Source organism: Nocardia sp. TBRC8007, from assembly GCF_056629435.1.
In genome coordinates, this window is the sequence record NZ_JBWSOR010000002.1 from 297,887 (window position 1) to 323,210 (window position 25,324).

Genomic DNA, 25,324 nt, shown 5'->3' on the forward strand with positions numbered 1-25,324 from the left:
CGAACGCCGACAAGGGTGTCGAGGGTGGAACGCGGACCGGGTAGCCTTTCTGACCATGACGAACGGTGAATCGACGGCAACGGAGCTGCGTGCGTCCGGCACAGTAGGTGTCGCGATGGTGACCCCCTTCAGTGCTGAGGGCAAGCTCGACGTCGATGCCGGTGTCGAGCTCGCGACCCACTTGGCCGACCGCGGCGTAGACTTGCTCGCGATCTCCGGAACCACCGGGGAATCGCCGACCACGACCGAATCGGAGAAGACCGATCTGCTGCGCGCCATTGTCGACGCTGTGGGCAATCGCGTAACCGTGATCGCTGGTGCAGGCACCTACGACACCGGACACTCGATCGAACTCGCGCGTAATGCGCAGCGTGTCGGTGCGCACGGATTGCTCGTCGTGACGCCGTACTACTCCCGGCCTACGCAAGAGGGACTGATCGCGCATTTCACCGCCATCGCCGATGCCACTGATCTGCCGGTGACCCTCTACGACATCCCGAGCCGATCGGTGGTTCCGATCGCCGGCGACACCATCCGCGCGCTGGCTGAGCACCCGCGCATCGTCGCGGTGAAGGACGCCAAAGGTGATCTGAACATGGGCGCCGAACTCATCGCGAGCACCGGACTGGCCTTCTACTCCGGCGACGACGCGATCAACCTGCCCTGGCTGTCGGTCGGCGCGGTCGGATTCATCAGTGTTATCGGTCATCTCGCGCCCGAGCGACTGCGTGCGTTGCTGGAGGCCTATACCGCCGGCGACGTAGTGCGCGCTCGCGAGATCAACACCACGTTGCTGCCGTTACATGCCGCGATGGCCAGGCTGGGTGGTGTCGCGATGAGCAAGGGCGGATTGCGACTGCTCGGTGTCGAGGTCGGCGAACCGAGATTGCCGCAGTTGATGCCCACCGCTGAGCAACTGGCGGCGCTGACCGACGACCTGCGGACGGCTGGGGTGCTTTCGTGAACGAGTCATCAGCCCGTCGTTCCCGCCGCAGTGCGTCTCGTCCCGCCGGGGCACCCGAGGTACCAGTACCGATCGCGCGGCCGACGTCGGTCGAACCGCCCGAGGCCGCGACCTCTGTGGCTCCGGTAGCGGTGGAATCCGGTGCGCCCGCCGCGCAGCAGAGGCCGTCGCGAACGAGGCAGAACTCTCGGACGAGAGACACACCGTCTCGGCGAGCGAACCGCGGACGCGCGCAATCCGGTCTCCGGCGGGGCGAAACACCTGCTCCGCCCGCGAATCCGATCGCCGTACACGATCGTCTCGGCGTTCCTCCCGCGCTGCCTGAAAACGGTCTACGCGTTTTCGCGCTCGGTGGCATCGGTGAGATCGGTCGCAACATGACCGTTTTCGAATACGGCGGCAAGTTGCTGATCGTCGATTGCGGAGTGCTGTTCCCGGAGGACCAGCAACCTGGCGTCGATCTGATCCTGCCGGACTTCCGGCCCATAGAGCATCGGATGGACGACGTGGTCGCGCTCGTGCTCACTCACGGGCATGAAGACCACATCGGCGCGGTGCCGTTCCTGTTGCGGCTACGCCCCGACATCCCGGTCGTCGGCTCGAAGTTCACCCTCGCGCTGGTCGCCGCCAAATGCCGGGAGCACCGCCAGCATCCGAAGTTGGTGGAGGTGTCCGAAGGACAGCACACCACACACGGTCCGTTCGGTTGCGAATACTTCGCGGTCAACCACTCCATACCGGACGCGATCGCCGTTGCGATCCGTACGCCTGCCGGTGTCGTTCTGCACACCGGTGATATCAAGCTCGATCAGCTTCCGCTGGATCGTCGGCTCACCGATCTGGCCGGGTTCTCCCGGCTCGGTGACGAGGGCGTCGACTTGTTCCTGGTGGACTCGACCAATGCCGAGGTCCCCGGTTTCGTCACGCCGGAGCGGGAGATCGGTGGCGCGCTGGACACGGTGATCGGCAAAGCGAGCGGTCGAGTGATCGTCGCGTCGTTCGCCAGTCATGTGCACCGAATCCAGCAGGTGGTCGATGTAGCCCAGAAGTACGGGCGGCGGGTGTGTTTCATCGGTCGCTCGATGGTCCGGAATATGCAGATCGCACAGGACCTGGGTTATCTGACCGTGCCGGAAGGAGTGGTAGTCGATCTCGATGTCGCCGCGACCCTGCCCGGTCACCGCCTGGTGCTGATCTCGACCGGTTCGCAGGGCGAGCCGTTGTCGGCGCTGTCTCGGATGGCGCGCGGCGAGCATCGGCAGATCAACATCCGTGCCGACGATCTCGTGGTGCTGGCCTCCTCGCTTATTCCAGGCAACGAGAACTCGGTGTTCGCGGTGGTCAACGGTTTGGCCAGGTTAGGTGCCGCGGTGATCACCCAGCAGAACGCCAAGGTGCACGTTTCGGGGCACGCATCCGCGGGAGAATTGCTGTACTTGTACAACGCGGTGCGCCCGACCAACGCGATGCCGGTGCACGGTGAGTGGCGCCATTTGCGCGCGAACGCGGCCTTGGCTGTGGCGACCGGCGTTCCGGAGGAGCGGGTGGTGCTCGCCGAGGATGGGGTGGTGGTCGATCTGGTCGACGGCATCGCCTCGATCGTCGGGCGGGTGCCGGTGGGGCATGTGTACGTCGATGGACTTTCGGTAGGTGATGTCGGTGAGTCGACACTGTCGGATCGGCTGGTACTCGGCGAAGGCGGTTTCATCGCGATCACGGTCGCGATCGATGAGACTACTGGTAAGGCGGTGAGCGCACCCGAGCTGAGTGGACGCGGTTTCTCCGATGATCCGGCCGCCCTTCTCGATGCGGCGGAATTGGTGGAAGCGGAATTGCTGCGGCTCGCGGGCGAAGGTGTCACCGATACCCATAGGATTGCGCAGGGCGTGCGCCGGGTAGTCGGCCGCTGGGTAGCCGAGACCTACCGTAGGCGCCCGATGATCGTGCCTACTGTCATCGGTGTCTGACTCCCCACCGTAACGAGACCATCGAGTAGTGCGGCCGATGACGCTGGTCGCAGCGCGCTGCCGCCATTGTGCTTTCCGTGTGATGAATCATGCTGCAGAGCAATGGTATTGCGTTCCGTTCGTGGGATACCCGCAGCTTGCTCTCGCGGTAGTAAGCGGCCTGCCGCGCAGAGCATGGGAGTGGCACGGTGCGCGCTGCCCGGCGCGTGTTGTGCCGTGCGGTTGGCCAGCCGGTATGTTCGAGGGATGACAATGGCGCAGCGGGAACGTCGAGGGCTCGTCGAGGCGATGCGTGCCGCAGGGCCGGATGCGCCGACACTCTGCGGCGCCTGGACGGTGCGGGATCTCGCCGCGCATCTGGTGGTGCGGGAACGGCGGCCCGACGCCGCACCAGGCATCCTGTTGCCGCTTTTCGCTGGGTATCTCGACCGGGTACAGGCCGAGGTGGCGGGAAAACCATTCCTTTCGCTGCTGGATCAGGTGCATTCCGGTCCCCCGTGGTGGTCGCCACTGTGGCCGATCGACGCGGTGGCGAATCGTGCGGAAATGTTCGTCCACCATGAGGATGTGCGCCGTGCCGAACCGGGTTGGCAGCCACGCGAACTGACCAAGGCCGATGAGGATGCGTTGTGGTCGCTGGTGCGCAGAATCGGATCGATGGCGTACCGTAAAGCGCCGGTCAGGGTCGAGCTGGCGACTCCGGATAGCAGGCATGCGGTGGTGCGCTCGGTATCCGGCTCCACTGTAAGACTGACCGGGATGCCGTCGGAACTGCTGTTGCATGCCTTCGGCCGGGACGAGGTCCGGTTGGAGGCCACCGGTTCCCCCGAGGCGGTGCGCGCGGTGCTCGGCCTGGACCGCTCCATCTGATTCGGCGATCGCGCGAGAGCTGGGCCGCGGTAACGGATGTCTTCGCGGTGGTGGAGGGGTGATCCTGTTGCCGACCTTCGAGATACGCCGCAGCAGCATGATCCGGTATCGGAACGAGGTAGCGACCTACCCGCGGTGACCATTGTTCCGCACCGCTGAGACCAGCGATACCAGTGTTGCGGATGGTCCGGATGGGGTGATTACGGCTAGCCTGATGGTCATGGCAGGTAAGTCCCGCGGCACCACGACGACTCGGGCGCGGGCGGGATCGACGCGGGGGAGAACTACCACAGCGCGATCGCGCTCGGCCGCGCCCCGTGCGACGACACCCCGCGCGACATCGGCGCCTCGCAAACGGACCACGCCGACCCGGCGTCCGGCGCGTCGTACCTCGAATACCGCGCCGCTCCCGGTGCTCGGGCGCGCCATCTCCACCGGTTGGACTGTGCTGGCCCGCGGGCTCGGTGCGAGTACCCGAGCATTGAGCCGGGCCAAGGAGATCGAACACGGACATCGGCGTGATGGCATTGCGTTGGCTCTGATCGCATTCAGCGCCGTGATCGCGGCGGCGGTGTGGTGGTCGGCGGGTGGCCCGGTCGGGCACTGGGTCGGCGATATCATTCGCGCGATATCCGGATCGGCCTCTGCCGGGCTGCCGTTCGTGGCTTCCGGGATCGCCGTCGTGCTGATGCGTACCGAACCGCGCCCGGAGATCCGGCCTCGCCTGGTCCTCGGTGGACTGCTGATCGGTTTGCCGATACTAGGCCTGTGGCATATCGCGGCTGGCGCCCCCACTGATGCGCACAGCCGTTCCCGCGCCGCCGGTTTCGTCGGTTCGGTAGCGGGTGGTCCGCTGACCGATGGTCTGACCGCTTGGTTGTCGGTCCCGATCCTGTTGCTGGCCATTGTCTTCGGTGTACTGCTGATGACCGGGACAACTGTGCGCGAGGTGCCCGCCGTGCTGCGGCGATACTTCGGTACCGAGCGGGGCGGCAGCGAATACGGCGAGTACGAGGACTACGACTCGGTCGGCTACGACGCTGACGGCTTCCCGGTGCATCGCTCCAGTACTGGGCGGCGCGGTCGCACGCCTGCCGAGAATTATCCGCCCGATGAGTTCGGCGACTCCGAGGCAGCCACTGAAATGCTCGGCGAACCGCCGCTGCGTGATGCCAAGCCGATCGTGGCCGGACAGCAGGCCGCTCCGCGTCCGAAGCCGAAGCGTCCTAAGCCGAAGCGTCCGGCCGTAACAGTCGAAGACCAGACTCCGCCACCACAGCAGTTGGAGTTCGTCACCGATCGTGAAGTCGAAGGCGATTACACGCTGCCGCCGCTGTCGTTGCTCACTGACGGCGACCCACCGAAGAAGCGTAGTGCCGCCAACGAGTCGATGATCGAGGCGATCACCGAGGTGCTGGTGCAGTTCAAGATCGACGCGGCAGTCACTGGGTTCGTGCGCGGACCGACCGTCACCCGATACGAGGTGGAATTAGGGCCTGGCGTGAAAGTGGAAAAGATCACCGCCTTGGCTCGCAATATCGCCTATGCCGTCGCGACAGAGAATGTTCGGTTACTCGCACCGATTCCTGGCAAGTCCGCCGTTGGCATCGAGGTGCCCAACGCTGACCGCGAACTGGTCCGGCTGGCTGATGTGCTCAAGGCGCCGTCCACCCGTAATGACCATCATCCGCTGGTGATCGGCCTGGGCAAGAACATCGAGGGCGAGTTCGTCTCGGCGAATCTGGCCAAGATGCCGCATCTGCTGGTCGCGGGCTCCACCGGCTCGGGTAAGTCGAGCTTCGTGAATTCGATGCTGGTGTCGCTGCTACAGCGTGCGACACCAGATGAGGTCCGGATGATCCTGATCGACCCGAAGATGGTGGAACTGACGCCCTATGAGGGCATTCCACACCTGATCACGCCGATCATCACGCAGCCGAAGAAGGCTGCGGCCGCGTTGGCTTGGCTGGTCGAAGAGATGGAGCAGCGCTACCAGGATATGCAGGCAAACAAGGTGCGACATATCGACGACTTCAACAAGAAAGTGAAGTCGGGTGTGATCACCGCCCCGTTGGGCAGTGAGCGGGTGTACCGACCCTATCCGTACATCCTGGCCATTGTCGACGAACTGGCCGATCTGATGATGACCGCGCCACGCGATGTGGAAGACGCCATCGTTCGCATCACGCAAAAGGCCCGTGCGGCGGGTATTCACTTGGTGCTGGCCACCCAGCGGCCGTCGGTAGACGTAGTGACCGGTTTGATCAAGACCAACGTGCCTTCCCGGTTGGCCTTCGCCACTTCGTCGCTGACCGACTCCAGGGTGATTCTCGACCAGCCCGGCGCCGAAAAACTGATCGGTATGGGCGATGGATTGTTCCTGCCGATGGGTGCGGGCAAGCCGATCCGTTTGCAGGGTGCGTTCATCAGCGACGAGGAGATCCACGGCGTAGTCGACTTCACCAAGAATCAAGCTGAGCCCGAATACCGAGAGGGGGTGACCACGGCCAAATCCGGCGAGAAGAAGGATGTCGATCCCGATATCGGCGACGATCTCGATATTTTCTTGCAAGCGGTAGAGCTCGTGGTGTCCTCACAGTTCGGGTCCACTTCTATGTTGCAGCGCAAGCTGCGTGTCGGTTTCGCGAAGGCCGGGCGGTTGATGGATCTCATGGAGACGCGGGGCGTGGTGGGCCCGAGCGAAGGCTCCAAGGCCAGGGAAGTACTCGTCAAACCTGACGAGCTGGATGGGTTGTTGTGGTCGATTCGTGGCGGTGACTCGGCTGAGTCACCGGAGTGATTCGGCTCGTATTCACTACTACCGTACTGTGTCAGCGTGATTCACGGCCCGCGAGCACATGTCGCGAGTGACCGAGTCCTGGTGTGAGTGGCTCGCTCTCTGGTGATGGTTCCCTCGGCGAGATTCGAACTCGCATCTCCCGGAATCTAGATCCGGCGCCTCTACCGATTGGGCTACGAGGGATCGGTCGGGTTCGTGCTTGCGATTTCTGTCGTGGACGGTGGAGCCGAATCCTCGACCACCTGTTGCGGAGACCGGCGCTCTCCCTGGTCGGGGGCGTATTCCAACTGATACGAGAAAGGGGTCACTCCTTGGAGTTTCGCCGCTATTCGCCGCGATTGGCCGTGGAGTGGCCCCTTTCCACACGATCTGCCCACAGGACACGTTCAGGGGCCGCTCCGCCTCATACGCCCGGCGAGGGTGGGCGAGGTAGGTAGCACGGCAAGGGTGTGTGACTGCCGGGCACTGCTCAGCGACTTCTGTCGCCGCACCGACCCGATCATAGCCCCTGTCCTTCCGTGATTTCGGCTCGTTCGGAAAGTAAAGTAACACCCAAGACCAGTGTTGTGTACCACATTTCCATGGTGAATGCATCAATGCGGGTGAATGCCGGCCGGTCTGGTTCAGTTCTCGCGCGTCCGAAGCAGACAGCCCAAAGGCAGTTGGTTGCGGATACCGGGTCCCTCTCATGACCGAGGGGTCCGGTCGAGGGTGTGGACGTCGGTACAGCTCAGCCGCGCGCTGTTGTTTCGGGGGTAGCGGGGCTGTTCTCGCGGTGGAGGAAGGTGCTGATGAGGTCGCCTACGGGATGGTCTGCTTCGGCGGGATGGCGTAGGGCGACAGTGGGGTCGATAGTGTAACGGTTGCGGCGCCCCACTCGGATGCGGGTGAGATACCCAGCGGCTTCGAGGTCTGCGACGATGAGCTGGACGGCTCGTTCGGTGATGCCGATTCCTGTGGCGACATCGCGCAGGCGTACGTCCGGCTCGTCTGCGATGCGGAGCAAGACCCGCGCGTGGTTGGTCAGGAAGGTCCAGCGATCGCCACTGGTGGAGGGCGTACTCATCAAGTCAATTGTATGAAACGTGATTCGCATGTTCAACTTCATGTCATGCATTAATGGTGAAAAATTTTTCGCGTAACACTTGACGTATATTTGTGGGTCGGCGAAGCTGGATACGCCCCTGGACTCCATTCAGACCGCGCCGAAGAGGGGGCGGACACGGACTCCAGCCCGGCGATAAGACCTCTAGGACCACCTCGGATCTTGCTCTATGAAAGTCGATCGTCAATGAATGAGCTGTCGTCCACTGTCCCATTGTGGGTATGGGCCGCGATTGTCCTTGTGATCGCCGCCATGCTCGCTATCGATCTGATCGCCCATCGCGACAACCACGTGATCGGCTTCCGTGAAGCGGCGATGTGGAGCGGTATCTGGATCGCCATCGGTCTTGCCTTCGGACTGGTTCTGCTGGTGTGGCAGGGCGGCGACGTGGCTTCCACCTACTATGCCGGGTACTTGATCGAAAAGGCGCTGTCCATCGACAACGTCTTCGTATTCGCGTTGGTCTTCTCCTTCTTCGCTGTTCCGGATGCCTACCAGCACAAAGTGCTGTTCTGGGGTGTCATCGGAGCGCTGGCTGCCCGGCTGGTGTTCATCTTTGTCGGCGCCGAACTGTTGCAGTTGTTCTTCTGGACCGCCTATCTCTTCGGCGGGTTCCTGATCTGGACCGGCTACAAGATGGCTGTTTCCAAGGACGAAGAGGTTCATCCCGACCGCAACATCGTGGTCCGCTCGATGATGAAAGTCATCCCGACCGACGCACGTTTCCATGGTGACAAGTTCTTCGTCGAGATCACCGGTCGGCGAGTGGCCACCCTGCTGTTCGTGGCGCTGGTCGCGGTGGAGGCCACCGATCTGATCTTCGCCGTCGACTCCGTCGCCGCGATCCTCGCCATCACCACCGACACCTTCTTGGTGTGGACCGCCAACGCTTTCGCTGTCCTTGGGCTGCGCAGTCTGTACTTCTGTCTCGCCGGGCTGCTGCGTCGCTTCGCCTATCTGCACTATGGACTCGCCATCCTGCTTGCCTTCGCCGGCATCAAGCTGATCCTGTCCGAAACACCGGTCGGCAAGCTGCCTATCCCACTCACCCTCGGCGTCATCACCGCCACGATTGCCGCGTCTGTCGCCTGGTCTCTGCTCGCCACCCGGAACCAGGAAGAGCGCAGCGCCAGTCGAGCGGGAACTGTCACCGCTACCTCTGACTCCGCTTCGCCGAACCGGTTTACCGAAGAAACCGGCAGCGACGTCGAGGAACTGTCGTGACGGAACCATGGCGAGCAGGTCCGTCAACAGGACCTGGTTCGTTTCCGAGTTACTCGACTGCGTGGTTATTCGACTGCGTGTCTTGGCATTCCGTTGTCAGCGCATTGCATCGGCATTGCGGTCGAGCTGGTCTGCTAGCTGGGCGCCAGCGATGTGGCGCCTACCTGTAGTGAGATGTCGGAGCCAACGTGGAACTGGTCGATCCGCCCACTGGCCGATGTGGTCTGAACCGAAGCAGTTGGCGGAAGTCGTGTACGCCGCTGTTTCTCGGGGCCGATTCGACGGATAGGTCGGAGCCGGCTGCACGCCGACCCCGACCCCGCTCGACTTTTACTTCCCAGGGGTTACCGAGATGGAAGAGCCGTTGCTGATCATCATGGCCAGGGCTTCGAGCAGTGCGGTGAAGCCCGCGCTTCCGGTGTTCATCGTCCGAATTCCTTCCGTGGTCGCTCAGGCGCCTGGCGTATAGTTGATAGAAGAGCCGTTGCCGAGAAATGCGAGAATCTGGGCAACCAGTGCGCCGATATCGACACCATTCATAGGGGTTTCCTTTCGCTTGAACCGGGATTCGGCCCGTCGACAGCGTGGGCAGGCCCGAATCCCTGGTTCACGTATCATCGCTGCTCGGGCGTGCCCGAGCAGCCGAGCCAATCTTAACCGTATGAATTTCGCTTTTGTCCAGATTTTCCGGTACAACGGAGATTTGGGATATACAGGTGCGAGTGACCGCGTGCGGCTTCAGGAGTTCGATGCGTGGATATCGGCAGTTCGAGATGTGAAGGCACCCAATACCGGAGCCCATTCGACCACGCGGACTTCGTCGATCAGATTCTGTCCGGCAAACGGGTCCTGCGTGAGCAGATCCGTCAACTGAACCGTGCTCTCCGCCTGGAAGATGAGCAGCGCGCCGGACCCGTCCGGATACGGTCCGCTGGACAGTAATGTGCCGGACTCGAGCAGGCAGGCCAGCCAGGCCCGGTGGTGGGGTCGGTGCGCGTCGCGGTTTCGGCTGGTCGCTTCGGAGTAGCGGTAGTGTACGGCGAAGATCGGCATGGGTAGCTTTCTGGCGGGGTGGACGCAGCGGGGTGGTGGGTGGGCTCAGAGTGTCAGCAGCATTCGAGTGTTCCCCAGGGTGTTGGGCTTCACAAAGCTCAGGTCGAGGAACTCTGCTACACCGGTGTCGTAGGAGCGGCACATTTCCGCGTAGACCTCAGCGGTGACCGGGGTACCATCGATCTCGGCGAATCCGTGTCTGCCGAAGAACTCCACTTCGAAGGTCAGCACGAACAGCCGCCGCAACTCGAGGTGACGAGCCACTGCGATCAGTCGCCGCACGATGAGTCCGCCCACGCCGGTACCCTTGACGTCAGGATGGACCGAGACGGTGCGCACCTCACCGAGGTCGGCCCACAGCACGTGTAGCGCGCCGCAGCCGACGATGCGCCCGTTCAGTTCGGCGACCCAGAACTCCTGGACTGCCTCATAGAGCGTGACCAGGCTCTTCTCCAGCAGGATGCGGCCTGCGTAGGTATCGACCAAATCCTTGATCGCGGGCACATCGGAGGTGCGGGCACGTCGGACCACTGGAACACGGGACTGCGCAGCCGCTGCCGAGCCGGAGCGTGCGTCACCTGTCGAACCATCTAGCGGTCCCCGGGAAGTCATGGGGTGCACAGTAGCTTGCCCAGCTACCGATAGTCTGAATGTGTGCCGCAGATCCACCCGCCTCCCCCCACCGCATCGCGCCGGGATGACGAGACGGCCATGGCTCAGCCGACCGCGGATGCGGAAGGGGTGGGCGTGATCAGGCCCGGAGGCGGCAGTGCGGTGTGACCACGCAGGGCCGCCCCGCTCATGCGGGAGGAGATACAGCATGAGCGGTCGAGCTCGGAGGTGGCAGCGTGGTGTGACCGCGCAGGGCTGCTCCGCTCATGCGGGAGGAGATACAGCATGAGCGTGCAACCCGACGAGGCAGATCGTCCCTGGAGCACGCCTGCCCCGATCCGTCCTGATTTCGCGATCGCCAAGGCAGAGGTCGGGGCGCCGTTGCTGAACATCGCGAACCTGCTCACCATGTTGCGTATCGCGATCGTGCCTTTGTTCATCGTCGCGCTGTTCATGGGTGGCGGTCATCAGACCAGCTGGCGGATCGTCGCCGTCGCACTGTTCGGCCTCGCCTCGATCACCGACCGGTTCGATGGGCAACTGGCGCGCAAATATGGTCTGGTCACCGATTTCGGTAAACTCGCCGACCCGATCGCGGACAAAGCGCTGATCGGCGCGGCAGTGATCGGCTTGTCCGTGCTAGGCGATCTGCCTTGGTGGATCACGATCGTCATCTGTGGGCGGGAGATCGGTGTGACGCTGCTGCGGCTGGTGGTGGCGCGGCGCGGGGTGATTCCCGCCGGGCGCGGAGGCAAGCTCAAGACACTGGTGCAGGCGCTGGCTGTCGCTATGCTGTTGTTGCCGCTATCGGGCATATATACCGAGGTCGGGATGGGGGTGATGTACCTGGCCGTCGTACTGACAATGGCCACAGGACTGGACTATGTGGGTCAGGCGGCCAGGGTGTGGTTCGCGGGTGGGTCGGGCCGGGTGCACGGCGGATGAGTGATCCACTCGTTGTAGGCGTGCCCGCCGCTGAGCTCGTACGAGCTTTGGCGACAGCGCGACAAACCATGGCTACCGCGGAATCGCTGACTGCTGGACTATTCGCCGCAACTGTCGCCTGTGTCCCAGGGGCCAGTGCTGTGTTGCGTGGTGGGTTGATCGTATACGCCACGGATCTCAAACGCAGTCTCGCGGATGTGGATGCCATGGTGCTCGCAACCGATGGTCCGGTGGCCGCGAGTACTGCCGAGCAGCTGGCCGTCGGTGCTCGCACGAGATGTGGTGCGGACTGGGGTGTGGGGCTGACTGGAGTCGCGGGCCCAGAGGAGCAGGATGGGCATCCGGTGGGCACTGTCTTCCTCGGTCTTGCCTGGCCTGGGGATACCGAGGTGATTCGGTTGCGACTGCCCGGTGACCGGTGGACGATCAGAATCGGCACAGCACACGCGGCAGTGCGCGTATTACTGGAGCGGGTGACAAAGGCAGGAACAGGTCTGGCCGGCGGTGCCGGGCGGAGTGATTGAGATGCTCCGGCGGGAACCAACTGGCCCGGTTCCGACGTTGTGCGAGAAAGACGGCATGCGTGGGGTCACGAATCGCGTCGGCCCGGCGACCGGGAGCGAAGGAGAACGAGATGACGCTGCTGCGAGAGGCGATCGGGGACAGTCTGCGGCGTGCGCGTCTCGCCCAGCACCGGACATTGCGTGAGGTGTCCACATCGGCGAGGGTGAGCCTGGGGTATCTCTCCGAAGTCGAGCGAGGCCGTAAGGAAGCCTCGAGCGAACTGCTTGCCGCCATCTGTGAGGCGCTGGATCTACCGCTGACGCGGGTGCTGTGGGATGTGAGCACGATCATGGCGGACGCGGAAGGATTATCCGCCACTGCGCATGCTGCCGCTGCTGTTCCTGCTACCGCCGCGCCTGCGCAGGCCATTGAGCCGGTGGGGAATGCTCGCTTGCGAGCGTTGTCGCTGGCCGAGGACACCAGAATCGTTATTCCTGCGCCGAGATCGGAGACACTGGTCTTGGTAAAGGACGTGTGACCGGGAACGCGTCGTGGCCGCTATGGCGACACTGTGGATCGGTGCGGAAAGTGGATAGATTCGCGGTAGGCGTCTGTTGGGCCGGGTTCGCTCGGTTCTGGTGTCGCATGGTGGAGGATAGGCACATATCCCGTGGGTGACGGTCGCGCACGGGAGCCGCGCCGGAGCGCGGCATGTCAGATGGAGGCGGGATCAATCGATGGCTAATCCGTTCGTCAAGGCCTGGAAGTATCTGATGGCCCTCTTCGATTCCAAAATCGAGGAGAACGCGGATCCGAAGGTTCAGATTCAGCAGGCTATCGAGGAAGCCCAGCGGCAGCACCAGGCTCTTTCGCAGCAAGCCGCATCGGTTATCGGCAACCAGCGTCAGCTGGAGATGAAGCTGAACCGGCAACTGGACGAGGTCGAGAAGCTCAACGCCAACGCACGCCAGGCCGTTGTGCTCGCCGACCAAGCTACTGTGGCGGGCGATACGGGGAAGGCGATCCAGTACACCAATGCGGCGGAGGCGTTCGCCGCGCAACTGGTCACCGCGGAACAGTCCGTCGAGGACCTGAAGGTCCTGCATGACCAGTCGCTGCAAGCAGCTGCCCAGGCGAAGAAGGCCGTGGAGCAGAACGCCATGTTGCTGCAGCAGAAGGTCGCCGAACGCACCAAGTTGCTCAGTCAGCTGGAGCAGGCCAAGATGCAGGAGCAGGTTTCCGCATCGCTACAGCAGATGGATTCGACGTTGTCCGCGCCAGGCAGTACGCCGAGCCTGGACGCGGTGCGGGAGAAGATCGAGCGCCGTTACGCCAATGCGCTTGGTGCCGCCGAACTCGCGCAGAACTCGGTGCAGGGCCGCATGCTGGAGGTGCAGCAGGCCAGCATCCAGATGGCCGGGCACAGTAAGCTGGAGCAGATCCGGGCGTCTATGCGAGGTGACCAATTGCCCACTGGTGGCGCTCAGCCGACTCTTGATCAGGCGCAGCCCAATCCGGCGCAGCCACAGATGAACAAGGGGCAGGCTGCGCAGCAGTAGTGCGGGCGCGAGCACGATGAGGACGTGTCGGTGGAGACTGGTCGACCGAGTGAGGCGGCGGCAGAGGCCAGCCCGGTCGGCACGTCGATGCCCGGCCTGATCCAGGTGCGTGACGCGTGGGAGAGAGAATATGAGCGGCAGTGTTTTTCGTAAGCGACACCTCGAAACGATGCGCCCGCGGGGATCGGCGATGATTCGGACACAAGCCGCACTTGCGCCGCGGCCGGGTAGTATGCCGGACAGCCTTCGCGAAGCAGGGGAGAACGTGTTGGTCGCGGTACGGCGCTGGGCCGATCCGCGAGAACGAGAGCTGCGCCGTCGCCGCAGGGCTCGCCGCCGCAGTTTCCAGCTCGGCGCTGTTTCCGGTCTCACTACTGCGGGAACCGTTGGGCTCATGGTTGTTTCGGCACCAGCATGGGCCTTGGTCATGATGGGAGGCGGTGCCGTTGCGCTCGTGACCGGTGCGGCGCTCAGTACCCATCGCTATCTGCGCATGCGGGGTACGCCGCTGCCGCAAGCGGCATTCATGCCACGGAAGCAGCCGCCGCTGTGGTCGAATACTCGACCGCCGATCGCGCGACTGATACAGGCGGAGAAGGCATTGCATGGGTTGGGTGCGCAGATCGCTCACTCGCGCCGACTACCGGAGAACGAACTGGCCGACATGTTGGAGACAGCCGGTTCGGGCGCAGCGGCGTTGCATGCTCTTGCCGCCGATATCACTGCGATGGAGCAGGGTCTCGCCGCGATGCAGCGCTCGAATTCTCCTGCAGCGGTGGCATTCACCGAGAATGTGCGACATGTGCTCGGTCGGCTCGATGTCGGGGTCGCCGAGTATGAGCACATTGTCATCGCGGCCGGCCGGGTGCTCGCGATTCCGGAGAATATCGTGGCGCGGTACAACTTCGACACTATTGTCGCCGATCTCCGGCACGCCTCGGATCGGCTGGACGGCTGGGCGCAGGCGCTCACCGAGATCGCTGACCGATCGGCGGCCGCAGCGCGGTCACCGCTCTGATCTTTCCGGCTTACCGGGGTCGATCGCGGCGGCGAAACTCTTCGACCCTGGCGCGGAATGCCGCGCCTATCAGTTCACGGCTCTCGGCCACGAGATCCAGCATCTCCCAGGAAGTTTTGCGTGCGGCGGAGCTGACGATCCCTGCGATGGCTGTGCTGTGCCGCCGTGCCGCTGCTGCGAGTTCTTGCGCCAACTCGTTGGTGTGTTGCATCAGGTCCGTGCCGTTACGTGCGTTTCGGTGTATGACTATGTACCAGAGGGTGCGCCCGCATCGATCGATCTTCCTTTCCGTGTCGTCACTCGACACCGCTGCGTGTTCTAGATCAGAGTACATTCGCCTGCCGATCAGAAGTATGGCTTATACGCGGCATCGTCGACGGGACATCGGAGTCTCCGTTACGAGCACGATGGTGGCTCCTGTGGCTGACGTGGTCCGCTATTCGTGGGTGCGAACCGAGGTGCGTTGGTCGTCCTCGGCCACCTACTCGAATTTTGTGCTGCTCGAATTTGTGGCTATCTCGGTTTGTTTCTCTGATTCAGGGGTAGTTGCCATCCTGTAGCTGATCGACTCGATCCGGTTCAGGCCGGAAACATGCACTACAGGGCAGGAGTACGTCATGCTTGATGTTTCCTACCGTCGATTGCTGCTCGACCAGGACACGCAGCAGCTGGATATCAGCAGGTATCTGGCGTGTGAATCCATTGAGGATCCGGTGCGACAAGAGCACAGCACACAACACCTCGTTGCCGGGCTCGAAGAGACCGGCCCATCGACAAGTGACTGAATCGCTTTCAGCTCGCGGTGTACAGCCGCGTTCTGTCGGGCTGCGCATCGCACCGAACGAACTGCGGAGGAAATCCATGACCGAAATGCTGGAAATGCTCATCGGCAGCTCTGTCTATGACCCAGGAGGCGTCAAGATCGGCAAGGTCAAACGGGTCTACATCGACAATAATTCCGGATTGCCTACCTGGGTCGCGGTGTCCACAGGCTTGTTCAGTCCCGATGCGTTGGTCCCGCTGGCTGGAGCCGAGCATCGCACTGACTCCGCCACATTACAGGTGAAGGTCGCGAAGGAAGTAGTGAAGACCGCACCCCAGCTGGATCGTGCTGGGCAGATCAGCCCACAGGCAGAACAGGAGTTGTTCGATCACTATCAGATCGACCCAGATCAGCCCGCCTTGGAGGAGCACGACAAGCATCCGCTGTCGGGTCCACACTCCCACGCCGATACCAGGATGATGCGTTCGCGGAAGCGCTGGGATAACGGTGTGGAGCACGATGACATCGATACGGCCCAGCTGGGTGGGTCTTCGGGGCGTGAAGACGAGAGGCTCCGGACGCTTGTCACCGGCGGTCGGATGCACATCGAACGCGAGCCCATCACCGATGCGTACGTTGACTCGGCAGATCTCGGTACGCCTTATCGAGAAAGAATCGCCGAAGAAGTGCAGGAACCCGGGCGCCAGCAGTCCTGATGTTCGTCTGGACCCGCCGTGCCAGGCTATTCGACAGGTGCGGACGGGTTCGTCGATATCAGCCGGCGAGGGTGGTGTGCGCGGCCGCTTGGTGCGCACACCCTCGCTGGATGGGCGCGCCAGGCAGAGTCCGCTCCGGGCCCGACCCGTGTCGCACTGTGGGCGCGGCACGGGTCGGTGATCAGGCCCTCGACCGCGGTCGCTGTGGGTTACCTCGGAGACTGCTGATCACTTCTTTGGGGCGGACGGCGTGGCCGGCCGACAGGAATTGCCATGCGCGCGTCGCGGCCTGCAGGTTGAACCGGGTGTCGACGTCGCGCAGATCGAATCCGGTGAGTTCACGGATCCGCCCCAGGCGGTAACGCAGGGTGCTTCGGTGAATATGCAATGTAGCGGCGGAGGCATCGTAATTGCCGCCGCATTCAAGGTACTGACTCAGTGTATGTACCAGATCAGCACGGCGGACCCGATCGTAGTCGAGCAAGGCGCCGAGCCACTCGCGGATGAACTGTTCGACCTGGCCATTCGTTCGGGCAGCAGCGAGCAGGCGATAGAAGCCCTGCTTGGTGGTTGTTGGTGTGCCGTCGGGCATTCGCGACTGCAGCCGGATGTCGATCGCGCGACGTGCCTCGTCGAAAGATCGGGTGAGATCGCTCGGTTGCGTACAACGGCCGCTGATGCCGATAGTCACCGGTGCGACGTCGAGATGTTCGCGGATGGCTTGGTCCACGATGACGGGGTCCGGGCGACGGTCGGTGATCAGGACGACCATATCCGCATAGCGTCCCTGAATGACGTGCAAGTCGAGTTCGGTCATCGCCCTGCTGACCGCATCTGCGACCGCGCTGTCGTCGCTGTAGGCGAGTACTACGTAATGCTCGCCGTGTAGATCGTGGCCCAGTGCCTCGGCGCGGGCGAAAGCGCTGTCGTCATCGATGCCCGAGAGCAAGGCCTCGACCAGCTCTTGGTGTACCAGCTCTCGGGCGAGCATTGTGCCCGCGTAGGTGAGGGCGAAGACCTGATCGTCGTTCACCTGCCCCTCAGGGGCGATCAGCGCGAGTGTTCCTAGGAACTCGGCACCCGGCCGTACGGAGATGACGATCCGATCGCGGATGCGCAGCGGCGTGTTGTCGGTGGCCAGGAGGCTCAGCAAGTGTTCACGCTGTGGGGATCGGGCTTTCGGATAGGGATCCGGCCGTCCTGGTCCGGACCAGGCTCGTAGCTTGCCGGAAGGATCTTCGGCGACGACCGGGAAACTGGTCAGCTGAGCCAGGGCATCGGTGATGCCCTGCGCACCGGTTCCGTGGGAGACGGCGTGGCAGAGTGCTTCGCGCACGCGGGCGTGGCGCTCACGCGACGGCACAGTGGCCGATTGTTCGCCTACGGGAGCCGGACCGATGGCGCAAGTTTCGGTCTGTTCACACAGTGTGGAGTTCGCCAATGCGGTGCCCGTGAGCTGGGCGAGCACAGTGAGCGCGAGGACTTCCTCGTGCGTCGGCTCATGATCGGCGCCGACGACCAGTGTGCCCATTGTGTCCGAGCGGTTGCGTAAGGGAAGCGCCCATCCCCACCGTAGGCCGGGCAGCCGGATATGCCCTTCCCCATGTTGCGCGCGCAGCTGCGCGTCGAGGCCCGCAGGCGGAGCTTGTGTCTGTGGGCAGAGCAGGTAGTCGTCAGTGGATGAGCGGTAGCAGCCCAGCGCGTGACAACTTCCGACAGCCGACACCGACTCCGCGGCAATGCGCAGGATGTCGGTTTCGCCATGCGCAGTGAAGAACCGGACCGATACAGTCCCCAGAGCGTGCAGCGCGGCCGCTGATATGGGTGTCGGCGTGTCATCGACATCTGAACTCAACAGTTGCTGATTCATGGGCTCCGGTCCGTAACCGTCGAGGTCAGGTATCGCTAGTGCGGACCGCGGTCACGACGCGTTGGTGATCCCGTGGCCAATTCTTCTGTCCACGCAGCTGTGACCTGCTTCGATCACGTACCGACGCGCTGCCGCAGCTTCTGACGCTACACCGCGCGATGCGCGCGCAGGTGGATAACACGGTCAGAGGTCTGATCCGGCGATCAGAGTCCGATCGTGTGTGCCGAACCGGAACCGTTCGAGGGGCGGACGCGCCTCACGGTCGATAGCTATGTGTGTCTCGCGACCGCCATCCAGAAGGGTTGCTCGGATAGCCGACCGGTTGTACGTCAGCGCGATGCGCCCTGTGCTGTTCGATCTCGGCGCAGGGCCAGCTGGATTTGCTCGTTCGTCAAACGCTGTGGAGCGATGTAGTACAGCGTGCTGCCTGGCGGCAACATTGTGCGCCAGTCTGGGTTGACCATGAGCTCATTGTCCGATCGGATCGCGAGTACGGTCGCACCGTGTTGTCTGCCGAGCGCGATCCGACACTGCTCCATCGTTACTGGGCCGACCGCCTCCGGTAAGGCGACTGAATAGGTGTTGGCGCCGCCATGGGTCATCAGCTCGGCATAGACTTCGGTGATGCCGGGCGAGGTCAGTTCCTCGGTGACCATTCGCGGCGCATGCCACTGCACGCATCGGATACGACTGTCCACATATCCGACCAGATCAGCGCGGCCGAGGTCGCGAAGCGAGACAACGATATGCGCGGTGCGGTTGAGGTGAGTGACAACCACCGAGATCGCCAATGCCTCGTTGTCGTCACGGGCATCTACCAACACCGCACGCGCCCGGTGCACGCCGGCGCGCCGGAGCAAGGCCTTGTCGGTCAGCTCTCCTCGGACGAATTCCACCTCGTGCCGTTCTGGCATGGGATGGGTGCCAGCCTCGTCCCATGCGCAAAGCACCATCCGGTGGCCGTTGTCTGCCAGTACCTCGCCGACGATTCGCTCAGTGCGGCCGGGACAGTAGCCGAGCACAACAGTGTGTCCGGTGGCAGAGGTGGTGGTCGCTCCTTGCATGTGTCGTCCCCTCGCGGCCTCCAATATCGCGGCCAGTTTGGTGAATACAGTGGTCAGCGTCACGATGCCGCCGATAATCACATAACAGCCCACGACGTGGCCCATTCCGCTCTGCGGATATAAGTCGCCGTACCCCACGGTGGACGCGGTGACCACGAAGTACCACCAGTAATTGGCCGGCTGTACCAGTTCGCTGCCCGCGGGCTCGGCCCAGGCCAGTAGCGGCCAGCTGGTGAGGAAGACGAAGACGATGATCACGATCGGCGTCGCCCAGCGCCGCAACAAACCCAGGCGGGTGAGCAGGCGAGATAGCACGAACAGCACTTTTCTCCATCGGTATCGACTGCCTCCCCACCCTATGCGTTCTACGGGTCGAGACCGGTAGCGCCACCATTGGATGAGCATCACCGGATCGTTCGTCACCCGTTCGGTGGTGTGGCAGCGATTGATCAAGAGAACTTTGGTGAGCGATATGGCCGCACCTGCGCTGTCAATCAATGATTGAAACGTTATTTGGTATGTGTTTCACTTTCTGTATGGGAAAGAGTGTCGCCGCGTCGGCGGGCACCCGTGCGCGTTTGCTGGCCGCGGCTGAACGGTTACTGCTGACCGAGCCCTACGACGAGGTGTCCATACGGGGGATCTGTGCGGCGGCGGGGGTGAATCCAGCAGCGGTGCATTACCATTTCGGATCGAAGCAAGCCCTGGTCGTAGCGTTACTCGAGGATCGACTCGGTCCACTGTGGGCGGAGCGGCTCATTGAGGTGACCACTGCGCACGGTTCGGTGTCCGCGGTGGTCGACGCGGTGATCGAACCTTTTGTCGACCTGGCTGCCGACCCGGTCGGCCGCCTACACCTGCGGTTGTTGGCCTCGTTGGTGCTTGGCAGGCATCGGATGGTGTGGACCCAGCGATGGTTCCGGCTCGATTCGTGGAGCGGTCTATTGCCAGAGATCGGTGAGCAAGACGGCCTGCGCCGGTGGATGCTGGCCTTCGATCTGATCATCATGCGGTTCGGCGCGGTGGCAGCTGAGGAGCGAGATATGACCGACCAAGCGGTTGACGCGCTTCGGGGTTTCGTGGTGGCTGGACTGACCGCCCCGGCGGAAGGCAGATCATGAACCCGCCAGAGGTATTCGCCCCAGCCGAACTGGGGCCGATCACGCTGCGCAACAGAGTGATCAAGGCTGCGACTTTCGAGGGCCGTACACCTGATGCGTTGGTCACTGATGATCTGATCGCATTTCATCGGGAACAGGCGGCGGGTGGGGTCGCGATGACGACGGTCGCCTATTGCGCGGTCACGTCTGGTGGGCGAACCGACCGGCATCAGATCTGGATGCGACCGGAGGCCGTACCGGGACTCCGGAAGCTGACCGATGCCGTGCATGCCGAAGGAGCAGCGGTCTGTGCGCAGATCGGCCACGCAGGCCCTGTGGCCAATGCGGCCTCTAATGGCGCCGCCGCGCTGGCGCCGAGCCGGATATTCAGTCCGCTGGGCATGCGCTTCACGAAAGTCCCTGATGAGATCGGACTCCGACAGATCATCGCCGCGCATGCCAATGCAGCGCGGCTGGCTGAGCAATCCGGGTTCGACGCAATCGAAATTCATTTCGGTCACAACTATTTGGTGAGTGCGTTTCTGAGTCCACGGTTGAACAGGCGCACAGACAGCTATGGTGGTTCGCCTGCCAAGCGTGCGCGGCTGGCCCGGGAAATCGCCTGCGCTGTCCGAGAAGCCGTGGGCGATCGACTTGCGGTCACGGCAAAGCTGAATACTGAAGACGGTGTACCAGGCGGGTTGACGGTGCCGGAGTCGTTGCAGGTGGCCGCGTGGCTGGAGGCGGACGGCGCCTGCCACGCTCTCGAACTGACCGCAGGCAGTTCGCTGCTGAACCCGATGCTGTTGTTTCACGGCGACCCGCCGCGGCGAGCGTTCGCGAAAGTCCTTCCTGTCCCGGCCCGGTGGGGTTTCCGGATCGTGGGCCGTGTTTTTCTGAAACAGTACCCTTATCGGGAGGCATATCTGCTCGAGCGGGCGCGTCAGTTCCGCCGTGAGTTGTCGATGCCACTGATCCTGCTGGGTGGCGTGACCGATCTGGATACCATGCGGCTGGCGATGGCGGAGGGTTTCGATTTTGTGGCTATGGGCCGGGCGCTGCTACGTGAGCCGAATCTACTGCACCGGATTCGGTCCGATCCAGGGACGCGATCAGCTTGCACCCACTGCAATGAATGCATGCCCAGCATTTACACCAAGACCCGGTGTGTATTCCGGCCCGAACGGTGAGCCGAGCCGATGTGGTGAGTCTCTACATCGATCCGGACGAGCGCCAGGTCCGATGACCGGAGTGTCGTACCGCAGGTGCGGTGCCGAGTGTCTGTGCCGGGGAGATCGGGGTGAACCCTGATCTTCACCCGGATATCGCGGTGTGCTTGCTGATTCGTACCGGTTCGGATGTCATGCTCGGGAGAGCACACGTGGACCCGAGGGAGGCATCAATGTTGTGGAAGATCATCGGCATCGTCGCGGTCGTCTGGATCGCGCTGGCCGTCATCGGCGCACTGCTCAAAGGGCTTTTCCCGATCCTGGTCATCAGCGCGATCGTGTTCGGGCTTTATCTGCTGTACAAGGCGGTGTCGGGCTCGGGCGACTCGACGGTGAGCAAACTGTAGCGGAGGAGCGGACTGTGCCGACCGACGGTAGTACCGTATGGCCGTCGGCGCGCACCGGGCATCAGCCGCGTCGCGGCGGGGGAGCGATCTGCCGCGCCGCCGGTATGGCAGGCTGAACGAGTGCGAGTCGCTGTCGTCGCAGGTCCCGATCCTGGGCATGCCTTTCCTGCTATCGCGTTGTGCTTGAGATTCCTGGCGGCCGGTGACGAGCCGGTGCTGTTCACCGGACCGCACTGGTTCGACGCCGCACTCGCGGCTGGAATCGGGGTACGCAGGCTCAAGGGGCTGGCGCCGCGGCCTGCGGACGATGACACCGACGCGGGCAGGCGCATCCACGAGCGGGCTGCGCACATTTCTACCGAGATCCTGCCCGACTTGAGTGCCATGTTGCCCGAGCTGGTGGTTTCCGATGTATTGACCGCAGGCGGCGGGATGGCCGCGGAGCGGCTGGGCGTGCCGTGGGTGGAGTTGTCCCCTCATCCGCTGTACTTGCCGTCGAAAGCGTTACCGCCCGTCGGAAGCGGACTCGCTCCAGGAGAGGGATTGCGGGGGGTGTTACGTGACAGTGTGTTGCGCGCTATGACCGCCCGCGCCATTCGGCACGGTCGCCATCAGCGGGAGCGGGCACGTGCAAGCATCGGTCTCCCGGCCACTGATCCAGGTCCTGCCGCCCGCCTGATCGCCACCTTGCCTGCGCTCGAGGTGCCGCGCCCGGATTGGCCGGAATCCGCCCATGTCATCGGCCCGCTGCTATGGGAGCCGACCGAAGAGATCCTGGAACTTCCGCCCGGAGATGGACCGTTGGTCGTGGTCGCTCCCTCGACCGCGCACATCGGTGTGGCGGGCATGGCCGAGACCGTCCTGGAAGCCCTGGAGGCTACCGGTCTTCGCGTGGCGATCTCGACGTTGGCCACCCCGCCCACGGATCTCCCGCCCTGGGCGACGGCAGGGCTGGGTCGCCAGGACGAACTGCTTACCCACGCCTCTGTCGTGGTGGGTGGCGGTGGTCACGGCCTGCTCGCCAAAACTTTGTCCGCAGGCGTTCCCATCGTCACAGTCCCCGGTGGAGGCGACCAATGGGAACTGGCCAACCGCGCTGCTCGCCAAGGTAGCTCGATCCTTGTGCGGCCCTCGTCGCCTGCCGCTCTGCGCGCCGCCGTCCTGCGGATCCTCGCTGACCCCGGCTATACCGAGGCTGCCCGAGTGGCCGCGAGCCCGACCGACTTGCCGGACCCTGTCGCCATCTGCCATCGACTTCTCCAGCCCGCTCATCCCTGATCAGTGGTGGGTGAGTGCTATCGGTTGCGGCCTTGCTCAGCAGCCTACTTCACGGTGTGCCACTGACTTCGGGATGCGTGGCAGGGGAGTACATTCGGCACGGTGCGGTTGACCGAGTTTCATGAACTGTTGCACACCGAGTTCGGTGTGGTCCGGGGTGATGCGTTGCTGGCCGACCATGTAATTCCGGCATTGGGTGGGCGCACCGGTTCCGACGCTATAGCTGCGGGAACCGATCCCCGAGAGGTATGGCGCGCCTTGTGCGCGGAGTTCGATGTGCCCAAGGTGCGCTGGTGAGAGTCCCCGAGCGAGTCGTCCAGGACGGGTCGTTGTCCGGGTTCGGCGAGCGCGTGCGGATCATTCCGCACGATCCGCAGCGGCTGACTGCCAGGTCGGCGCCCGCACACCGGTCGATTTCGCGGGTTCCAACCGACCGGCATAGACATAGAGTTGATGCGGCTGGAACGCTACGATGAGGTGCTGGATCATCTCGATCGCGCAGCTGATGCTCGCGGTCACGGGCAGTCCAGTTGTGTGCGCGGGCTCCGGCACGCGGCAGCCCAGCTCGGCGGGTACCGTCATAGGTTCGATACTGAGAGGCTGCGCAGTATTCCGATCACCGCGCGCCTCGATATGGCCTTGACACGCGCGCGGCGCCGAGTAATCGAATGCCTTGTGGATCTGGCTGATTTCGACGGTATCGACCGAGGGCCGTCCCCGGCGGAGGTCCTCGCGCGCTTACCGGCGCAATGCCCGAAACAGAAGAATCTGTTGGTAGCGCACGGTGATTTCACCCTACGGAGTGTTCTGGAGGGGAGATTGTCCTCGGTGCCGATGGGTTCGGGCAGCCGACCCTACCGCGATCTGGCGTCGGCTGTGCACGATGTGCGCGGTCACTTCGGCAAAGCCGGATAGCTGCCCTTTTCGCTGTTCATGGGGGTTCCGAACCAGATGAGGCTCGCCTGGAGGACTACCGGCTGCTCGGCGTATTGTGCTGAGCTGTGAGCCTGTCGCGACTCATATCCTTTGCGCATAGCGTGTCGCTTGACTCGAACACCTGTTCGTCTAGTCTGGTCTTCAGAACTTGTCGGTGCCCCGCTCTACTGTAGGCGCCAACCACAGCATGAGGCTTAACCGTCGAAGAGGGGATCAGGACATGGCACCACAGGCGTACGACCGGGACAAGGCGCTCGAACTCGCGCTGGCCCAGGTGGAGAAGAGCTTCGGTAAGGGTGCTGTCATGCGCCTCGGCGAGGAGGTGCGCCAGCCCGTTTCGGTGATCCCCACCGGTTCGATCGCGCTCGACGTGGCGTTGGGGATCGGTGGTCTGCCACGCGGCCGCATTGTCGAGATCTACGGTCCGGAATCCTCGGGTAAGACCACTGTCGCACTGCACGCCGTAGCCAACGCGCAAGCCGCGGGAGGAGTGGCGGCGTTCATCGACGCCGAGCACGCCCTCGACCCGGATTATGCCCGCAAGCTGGGCGTCGATACCGATGCGTTGTTGGTTTCCCAGCCTGATACCGGTGAGCAGGCACTGGAGATCGCCGACATGCTTGTGCGCTCCGGCGCCATCGACATCATCGTCATCGACTCGGTGGCAGCGCTGGTGCCTCGGGCCGAGATCGAGGGCGAGATGGGTGACAGTCACGTCGGTTTGCAGGCCCGCCTGATGAGCCAAGCCCTGCGTAAGATGACCAGCGCGCTGAACAACTCTGGAACCACCGCGATCTTCATCAACCAGCTGCGCGAGAAGATCGGTGTGATGTTCGGCTCGCCGGAGACCACTACCGGCGGCAAGGCCTTGAAGTTCTATGCCTCGGTACGTCTGGACGTGCGCCGCATCGAGACGCTCAAGGATGGTAGCGACGCTGTGGGCAATCGCACCCGCGTGAAGGTCGTGAAGAACAAGGTTTCGCCGCCGTTCAAACAAGCGGAATTCGACATCCTCTACGGACACGGCATCTCCAAAGAGGGCTCGCTCATCGACATGGGTGTCGAACACGGCTTCATCCGTAAGTCCGGCTCCTGGTACACCTACGAGGGTGATCAGCTCGGTCAAGGCAAAGAGAACGCCCGTAGGTCCTTGTTGGAGAATGTCGACGTCCGTGACGAGATCGAGAAGAAGATCAAGGAGAAGCTCGGCATCGGGGCCGATGTGACGGCCGATGGCAGCGGCGAGGTCCCCGCTGATTTCTGAGCCGATGAACAACAGGCAGTCGCCCGAACCAGGTCCGGCCAGGTTCGGAGGGTCGCGGTCCGACCCTGTGCAGGAAATGCGGCTTCGGTTGGAAGAAATCCTGCCCACCTCTGGTCGGTCGCCCAGGAACAAGACC

At 63.3% G+C, this 25,324-nt stretch carries 25 protein-coding genes and 1 tRNA gene; 19 read left to right on the top strand and 7 right to left on the bottom strand.

Going from position 1 to position 25,324, the window contains the following annotated elements; genetic code table 11:
- Window positions 1-55: 55 nt before the first annotated feature.
- The 4 genes from dapA (at window position 56) to ACX4ZE_RS03990 (ending at window position 6,601) form a co-directional block, all read left to right on the top strand.
- A complete protein-coding gene (dapA, locus tag ACX4ZE_RS03975) occupies window positions 56-964 on the top strand; it encodes a 4-hydroxy-tetrahydrodipicolinate synthase (protein WP_480271883.1) in 909 nt (302 codons plus the stop codon).
- Window positions 961-2,931, top strand: a complete 1,971-nt coding sequence (locus tag ACX4ZE_RS03980) for a ribonuclease J (RefSeq protein ID WP_480271884.1) — start codon at window positions 961-963, stop codon at window positions 2,929-2,931. The genes dapA and ACX4ZE_RS03980 overlap by 4 nt, the downstream gene beginning before the upstream one ends.
- A gap of 246 nt (window positions 2,932-3,177) precedes the next feature.
- Window positions 3,178-3,801, top strand: coding sequence for a TIGR03085 family metal-binding protein (locus ACX4ZE_RS03985; protein WP_480271885.1), 624 nt, complete (start codon window positions 3,178-3,180; stop codon window positions 3,799-3,801).
- Window positions 3,802-4,021: 220 nt separating this feature from the next.
- Window positions 4,022-6,601: a DNA translocase FtsK gene (locus ACX4ZE_RS03990; RefSeq protein ID WP_480271886.1), complete on the top strand. Its 2,580-nt coding sequence runs from the start codon at window positions 4,022-4,024 to the stop codon at window positions 6,599-6,601.
- Between the two features lie 106 nt (window positions 6,602-6,707).
- Here ACX4ZE_RS03990 and ACX4ZE_RS03995 read toward each other — a convergent pair.
- Window positions 6,708-6,784: transfer RNA gene (locus tag ACX4ZE_RS03995), tRNA-Leu, on the bottom strand.
- A gap of 547 nt (window positions 6,785-7,331) precedes the next feature.
- The gene (locus ACX4ZE_RS04000; protein WP_480271887.1) at window positions 7,332-7,667 is read right to left on the bottom strand and encodes a helix-turn-helix transcriptional regulator; all 336 of its coding nucleotides are present in this window, start codon (window positions 7,665-7,667) and stop codon (window positions 7,332-7,334) included.
- Between the two features lie 225 nt (window positions 7,668-7,892).
- On the opposite strand from ACX4ZE_RS04000, the gene ACX4ZE_RS04005 reads away from it, so the two are divergent.
- Window positions 7,893-8,930, top strand: a complete 1,038-nt coding sequence (locus ACX4ZE_RS04005) for a TerC family protein (RefSeq protein ID WP_480271888.1) — start codon at window positions 7,893-7,895, stop codon at window positions 8,928-8,930.
- Between the two features lie 738 nt (window positions 8,931-9,668).
- Here ACX4ZE_RS04005 and ACX4ZE_RS04010 read toward each other — a convergent pair.
- Both ACX4ZE_RS04010 and ACX4ZE_RS04015 read right to left on the bottom strand, forming a co-directional pair.
- Entirely contained in the window at window positions 9,669-9,983 is a 315-nt protein-coding gene (locus ACX4ZE_RS04010) for a YciI family protein (protein ID WP_480271889.1), read from the bottom strand.
- A gap of 45 nt (window positions 9,984-10,028) precedes the next feature.
- Window positions 10,029-10,595 (bottom strand): amino-acid N-acetyltransferase, encoded by a 567-nt coding sequence (locus ACX4ZE_RS04015; RefSeq protein ID WP_480271890.1) that lies wholly within the window; start codon window positions 10,593-10,595, stop codon window positions 10,029-10,031.
- A 285-nt stretch (window positions 10,596-10,880) separates the two neighbouring features.
- On the opposite strand from ACX4ZE_RS04015, the gene pgsA reads away from it, so the two are divergent.
- The 5 genes from pgsA to pspM all read left to right on the top strand — a co-directional run bounded on the left by pgsA (window position 10,881) and on the right by pspM (window position 14,621).
- Window positions 10,881-11,540, top strand: coding sequence for a CDP-diacylglycerol--glycerol-3-phosphate 3-phosphatidyltransferase (pgsA, locus tag ACX4ZE_RS04020; protein ID WP_480271891.1), 660 nt, complete (start codon window positions 10,881-10,883; stop codon window positions 11,538-11,540).
- A complete protein-coding gene (locus ACX4ZE_RS04025) occupies window positions 11,537-12,064 on the top strand; it encodes a CinA family protein (RefSeq protein ID WP_480271892.1) in 528 nt (175 codons plus the stop codon). The genes pgsA and ACX4ZE_RS04025 overlap by 4 nt, the downstream gene beginning before the upstream one ends.
- Window positions 12,065-12,174: 110 nt before the next feature.
- The gene (locus ACX4ZE_RS04030; protein WP_480271893.1) at window positions 12,175-12,582 is read left to right on the top strand and encodes a helix-turn-helix domain-containing protein; all 408 of its coding nucleotides are present in this window, start codon (window positions 12,175-12,177) and stop codon (window positions 12,580-12,582) included.
- Between the two features lie 199 nt (window positions 12,583-12,781).
- Entirely contained in the window at window positions 12,782-13,603 is an 822-nt protein-coding gene (locus tag ACX4ZE_RS04035; RefSeq protein WP_480271894.1) for a PspA/IM30 family protein, read from the top strand.
- 190 nt (window positions 13,604-13,793) lie between these two features.
- Complete coding sequence (gene pspM, locus ACX4ZE_RS04040; protein ID WP_480271895.1) at window positions 13,794-14,621, top strand: phage shock envelope stress response protein PspM; 828 nt, start codon at window positions 13,794-13,796, stop codon at window positions 14,619-14,621.
- Between the two features lie 10 nt (window positions 14,622-14,631).
- On the opposite strand, the gene ACX4ZE_RS04045 is transcribed toward pspM, so the two are convergent.
- Complete coding sequence (locus ACX4ZE_RS04045; protein ID WP_480271896.1) at window positions 14,632-14,832, bottom strand: hypothetical protein; 201 nt, start codon at window positions 14,830-14,832, stop codon at window positions 14,632-14,634.
- A gap of 406 nt (window positions 14,833-15,238) precedes the next feature.
- On the opposite strand from ACX4ZE_RS04045, the gene ACX4ZE_RS04050 reads away from it, so the two are divergent.
- On the top strand, window positions 15,239-15,406 hold the full coding sequence (locus ACX4ZE_RS04050; protein WP_480271897.1) for a hypothetical protein: 168 nt from the start codon (window positions 15,239-15,241) through the stop codon (window positions 15,404-15,406).
- 76 nt (window positions 15,407-15,482) lie between these two features.
- Window positions 15,483-16,100 carry a PRC-barrel domain-containing protein gene (locus tag ACX4ZE_RS04055; protein ID WP_480271898.1) on the top strand — a complete coding sequence of 206 codons (618 nt, stop codon included), beginning with the start codon at window positions 15,483-15,485 and terminating at the stop codon, window positions 16,098-16,100.
- Window positions 16,101-16,281: 181 nt separating this feature from the next.
- Here ACX4ZE_RS04055 and ACX4ZE_RS04060 read toward each other — a convergent pair whose 3' ends face one another.
- Both ACX4ZE_RS04060 and ACX4ZE_RS04065 read right to left on the bottom strand, forming a co-directional pair.
- Entirely contained in the window at window positions 16,282-17,970 is a 1,689-nt protein-coding gene (locus ACX4ZE_RS04060; protein ID WP_480271899.1) for a PucR family transcriptional regulator, read from the bottom strand.
- A 329-nt stretch (window positions 17,971-18,299) separates the two neighbouring features.
- Window positions 18,300-19,358 (bottom strand): ion channel, encoded by a 1,059-nt coding sequence (locus ACX4ZE_RS04065; RefSeq protein WP_480271900.1) that lies wholly within the window; start codon window positions 19,356-19,358, stop codon window positions 18,300-18,302.
- 212 nt (window positions 19,359-19,570) lie between these two features.
- On the opposite strand from ACX4ZE_RS04065, the gene ACX4ZE_RS04070 reads away from it, so the two are divergent.
- The 7 genes from ACX4ZE_RS04070 to recA all read left to right on the top strand — a co-directional run bounded on the left by ACX4ZE_RS04070 (window position 19,571) and on the right by recA (window position 25,188).
- A complete protein-coding gene (locus tag ACX4ZE_RS04070; RefSeq protein ID WP_480271901.1) occupies window positions 19,571-20,155 on the top strand; it encodes a TetR/AcrR family transcriptional regulator in 585 nt (194 codons plus the stop codon).
- Window positions 20,152-21,324 (top strand): NADH:flavin oxidoreductase, encoded by a 1,173-nt coding sequence (locus ACX4ZE_RS04075; protein ID WP_480271902.1) that lies wholly within the window; start codon window positions 20,152-20,154, stop codon window positions 21,322-21,324. Before ACX4ZE_RS04070 ends, ACX4ZE_RS04075 begins: the two co-directional genes overlap by 4 nt.
- A 110-nt stretch (window positions 21,325-21,434) precedes the next feature.
- Window positions 21,435-21,710, top strand: coding sequence for a hypothetical protein (locus ACX4ZE_RS04080; RefSeq protein WP_480271971.1), 276 nt, complete (start codon window positions 21,435-21,437; stop codon window positions 21,708-21,710).
- Window positions 21,711-21,830: 120 nt separating this feature from the next.
- A complete protein-coding gene (locus ACX4ZE_RS04085; protein WP_480271903.1) occupies window positions 21,831-22,988 on the top strand; it encodes a glycosyltransferase in 1,158 nt (385 codons plus the stop codon).
- A 102-nt stretch (window positions 22,989-23,090) separates the two neighbouring features.
- On the top strand, window positions 23,091-23,285 hold the full coding sequence (locus ACX4ZE_RS04090) for a DUF3046 domain-containing protein (protein WP_480271904.1): 195 nt from the start codon (window positions 23,091-23,093) through the stop codon (window positions 23,283-23,285).
- A gap of 156 nt (window positions 23,286-23,441) precedes the next feature.
- Complete coding sequence (locus ACX4ZE_RS04095; RefSeq protein ID WP_480271905.1) at window positions 23,442-23,903, top strand: protein kinase family protein; 462 nt, start codon at window positions 23,442-23,444, stop codon at window positions 23,901-23,903.
- Window positions 23,904-24,144: 241 nt separating this feature from the next.
- The gene (gene recA, locus ACX4ZE_RS04100; protein WP_480271906.1) at window positions 24,145-25,188 is read left to right on the top strand and encodes a recombinase RecA; all 1,044 of its coding nucleotides are present in this window, start codon (window positions 24,145-24,147) and stop codon (window positions 25,186-25,188) included.
- The last annotated feature ends 136 nt before the right edge of the window (window positions 25,189-25,324 follow it).

What these genes read in the sequence shown, in the direction of transcription:
- ACX4ZE_RS03990 (WP_480271886.1), top strand. Translation starts at nt 4,022, where the DNA reads ATGGCAGGTAAGTCCCGCGGCACCACGACGACTCGGGCGCGGGCGGGA.
- pspM (WP_480271895.1), top strand. Translation starts at nt 13,794, where the DNA reads ATGATTCGGACACAAGCCGCACTTGCGCCGCGGCCGGGTAGTATGCCG.
- ACX4ZE_RS04075 (WP_480271902.1), top strand. Translation starts at nt 20,152, where the DNA reads ATGAACCCGCCAGAGGTATTCGCCCCAGCCGAACTGGGGCCGATCACG.
- recA (WP_480271906.1), top strand. Translation starts at nt 24,145, where the DNA reads ATGGCACCACAGGCGTACGACCGGGACAAGGCGCTCGAACTCGCGCTG.
- ACX4ZE_RS04045 (WP_480271896.1), bottom strand. Translation starts at nt 14,832, where the DNA reads ATGCAACACACCAACGAGTTGGCGCAAGAACTCGCAGCAGCGGCACGG.
- ACX4ZE_RS04025 (WP_480271892.1), top strand. Translation starts at nt 11,537, where the DNA reads ATGAGTGATCCACTCGTTGTAGGCGTGCCCGCCGCTGAGCTCGTACGA.
- ACX4ZE_RS04000 (WP_480271887.1), bottom strand. Translation starts at nt 7,667, where the DNA reads ATGAGTACGCCCTCCACCAGTGGCGATCGCTGGACCTTCCTGACCAAC.
- ACX4ZE_RS04015 (WP_480271890.1), bottom strand. Translation starts at nt 10,595, where the DNA reads ATGACTTCCCGGGGACCGCTAGATGGTTCGACAGGTGACGCACGCTCC.
- ACX4ZE_RS04050 (WP_480271897.1), top strand. Translation starts at nt 15,239, where the DNA reads ATGCTTGATGTTTCCTACCGTCGATTGCTGCTCGACCAGGACACGCAG.
- ACX4ZE_RS04030 (WP_480271893.1), top strand. Translation starts at nt 12,175, where the DNA reads ATGACGCTGCTGCGAGAGGCGATCGGGGACAGTCTGCGGCGTGCGCGT.
- ACX4ZE_RS04060 (WP_480271899.1), bottom strand. Translation starts at nt 17,970, where the DNA reads ATGAATCAGCAACTGTTGAGTTCAGATGTCGATGACACGCCGACACCC.
- ACX4ZE_RS04070 (WP_480271901.1), top strand. Translation starts at nt 19,571, where the DNA reads ATGGGAAAGAGTGTCGCCGCGTCGGCGGGCACCCGTGCGCGTTTGCTG.
- ACX4ZE_RS04005 (WP_480271888.1), top strand. Translation starts at nt 7,893, where the DNA reads ATGAATGAGCTGTCGTCCACTGTCCCATTGTGGGTATGGGCCGCGATT.
- ACX4ZE_RS03985 (WP_480271885.1), top strand. Translation starts at nt 3,178, where the DNA reads ATGACAATGGCGCAGCGGGAACGTCGAGGGCTCGTCGAGGCGATGCGT.
- ACX4ZE_RS04055 (WP_480271898.1), top strand. Translation starts at nt 15,483, where the DNA reads ATGACCGAAATGCTGGAAATGCTCATCGGCAGCTCTGTCTATGACCCA.
- pgsA (WP_480271891.1), top strand. Translation starts at nt 10,881, where the DNA reads ATGAGCGTGCAACCCGACGAGGCAGATCGTCCCTGGAGCACGCCTGCC.
- ACX4ZE_RS04010 (WP_480271889.1), bottom strand. Translation starts at nt 9,983, where the DNA reads ATGCCGATCTTCGCCGTACACTACCGCTACTCCGAAGCGACCAGCCGA.
- dapA (WP_480271883.1), top strand. Translation starts at nt 56, where the DNA reads ATGACGAACGGTGAATCGACGGCAACGGAGCTGCGTGCGTCCGGCACA.
- ACX4ZE_RS04095 (WP_480271905.1), top strand. Translation starts at nt 23,442, where the DNA reads ATGCGGCTGGAACGCTACGATGAGGTGCTGGATCATCTCGATCGCGCA.
- ACX4ZE_RS04035 (WP_480271894.1), top strand. Translation starts at nt 12,782, where the DNA reads ATGGCTAATCCGTTCGTCAAGGCCTGGAAGTATCTGATGGCCCTCTTC.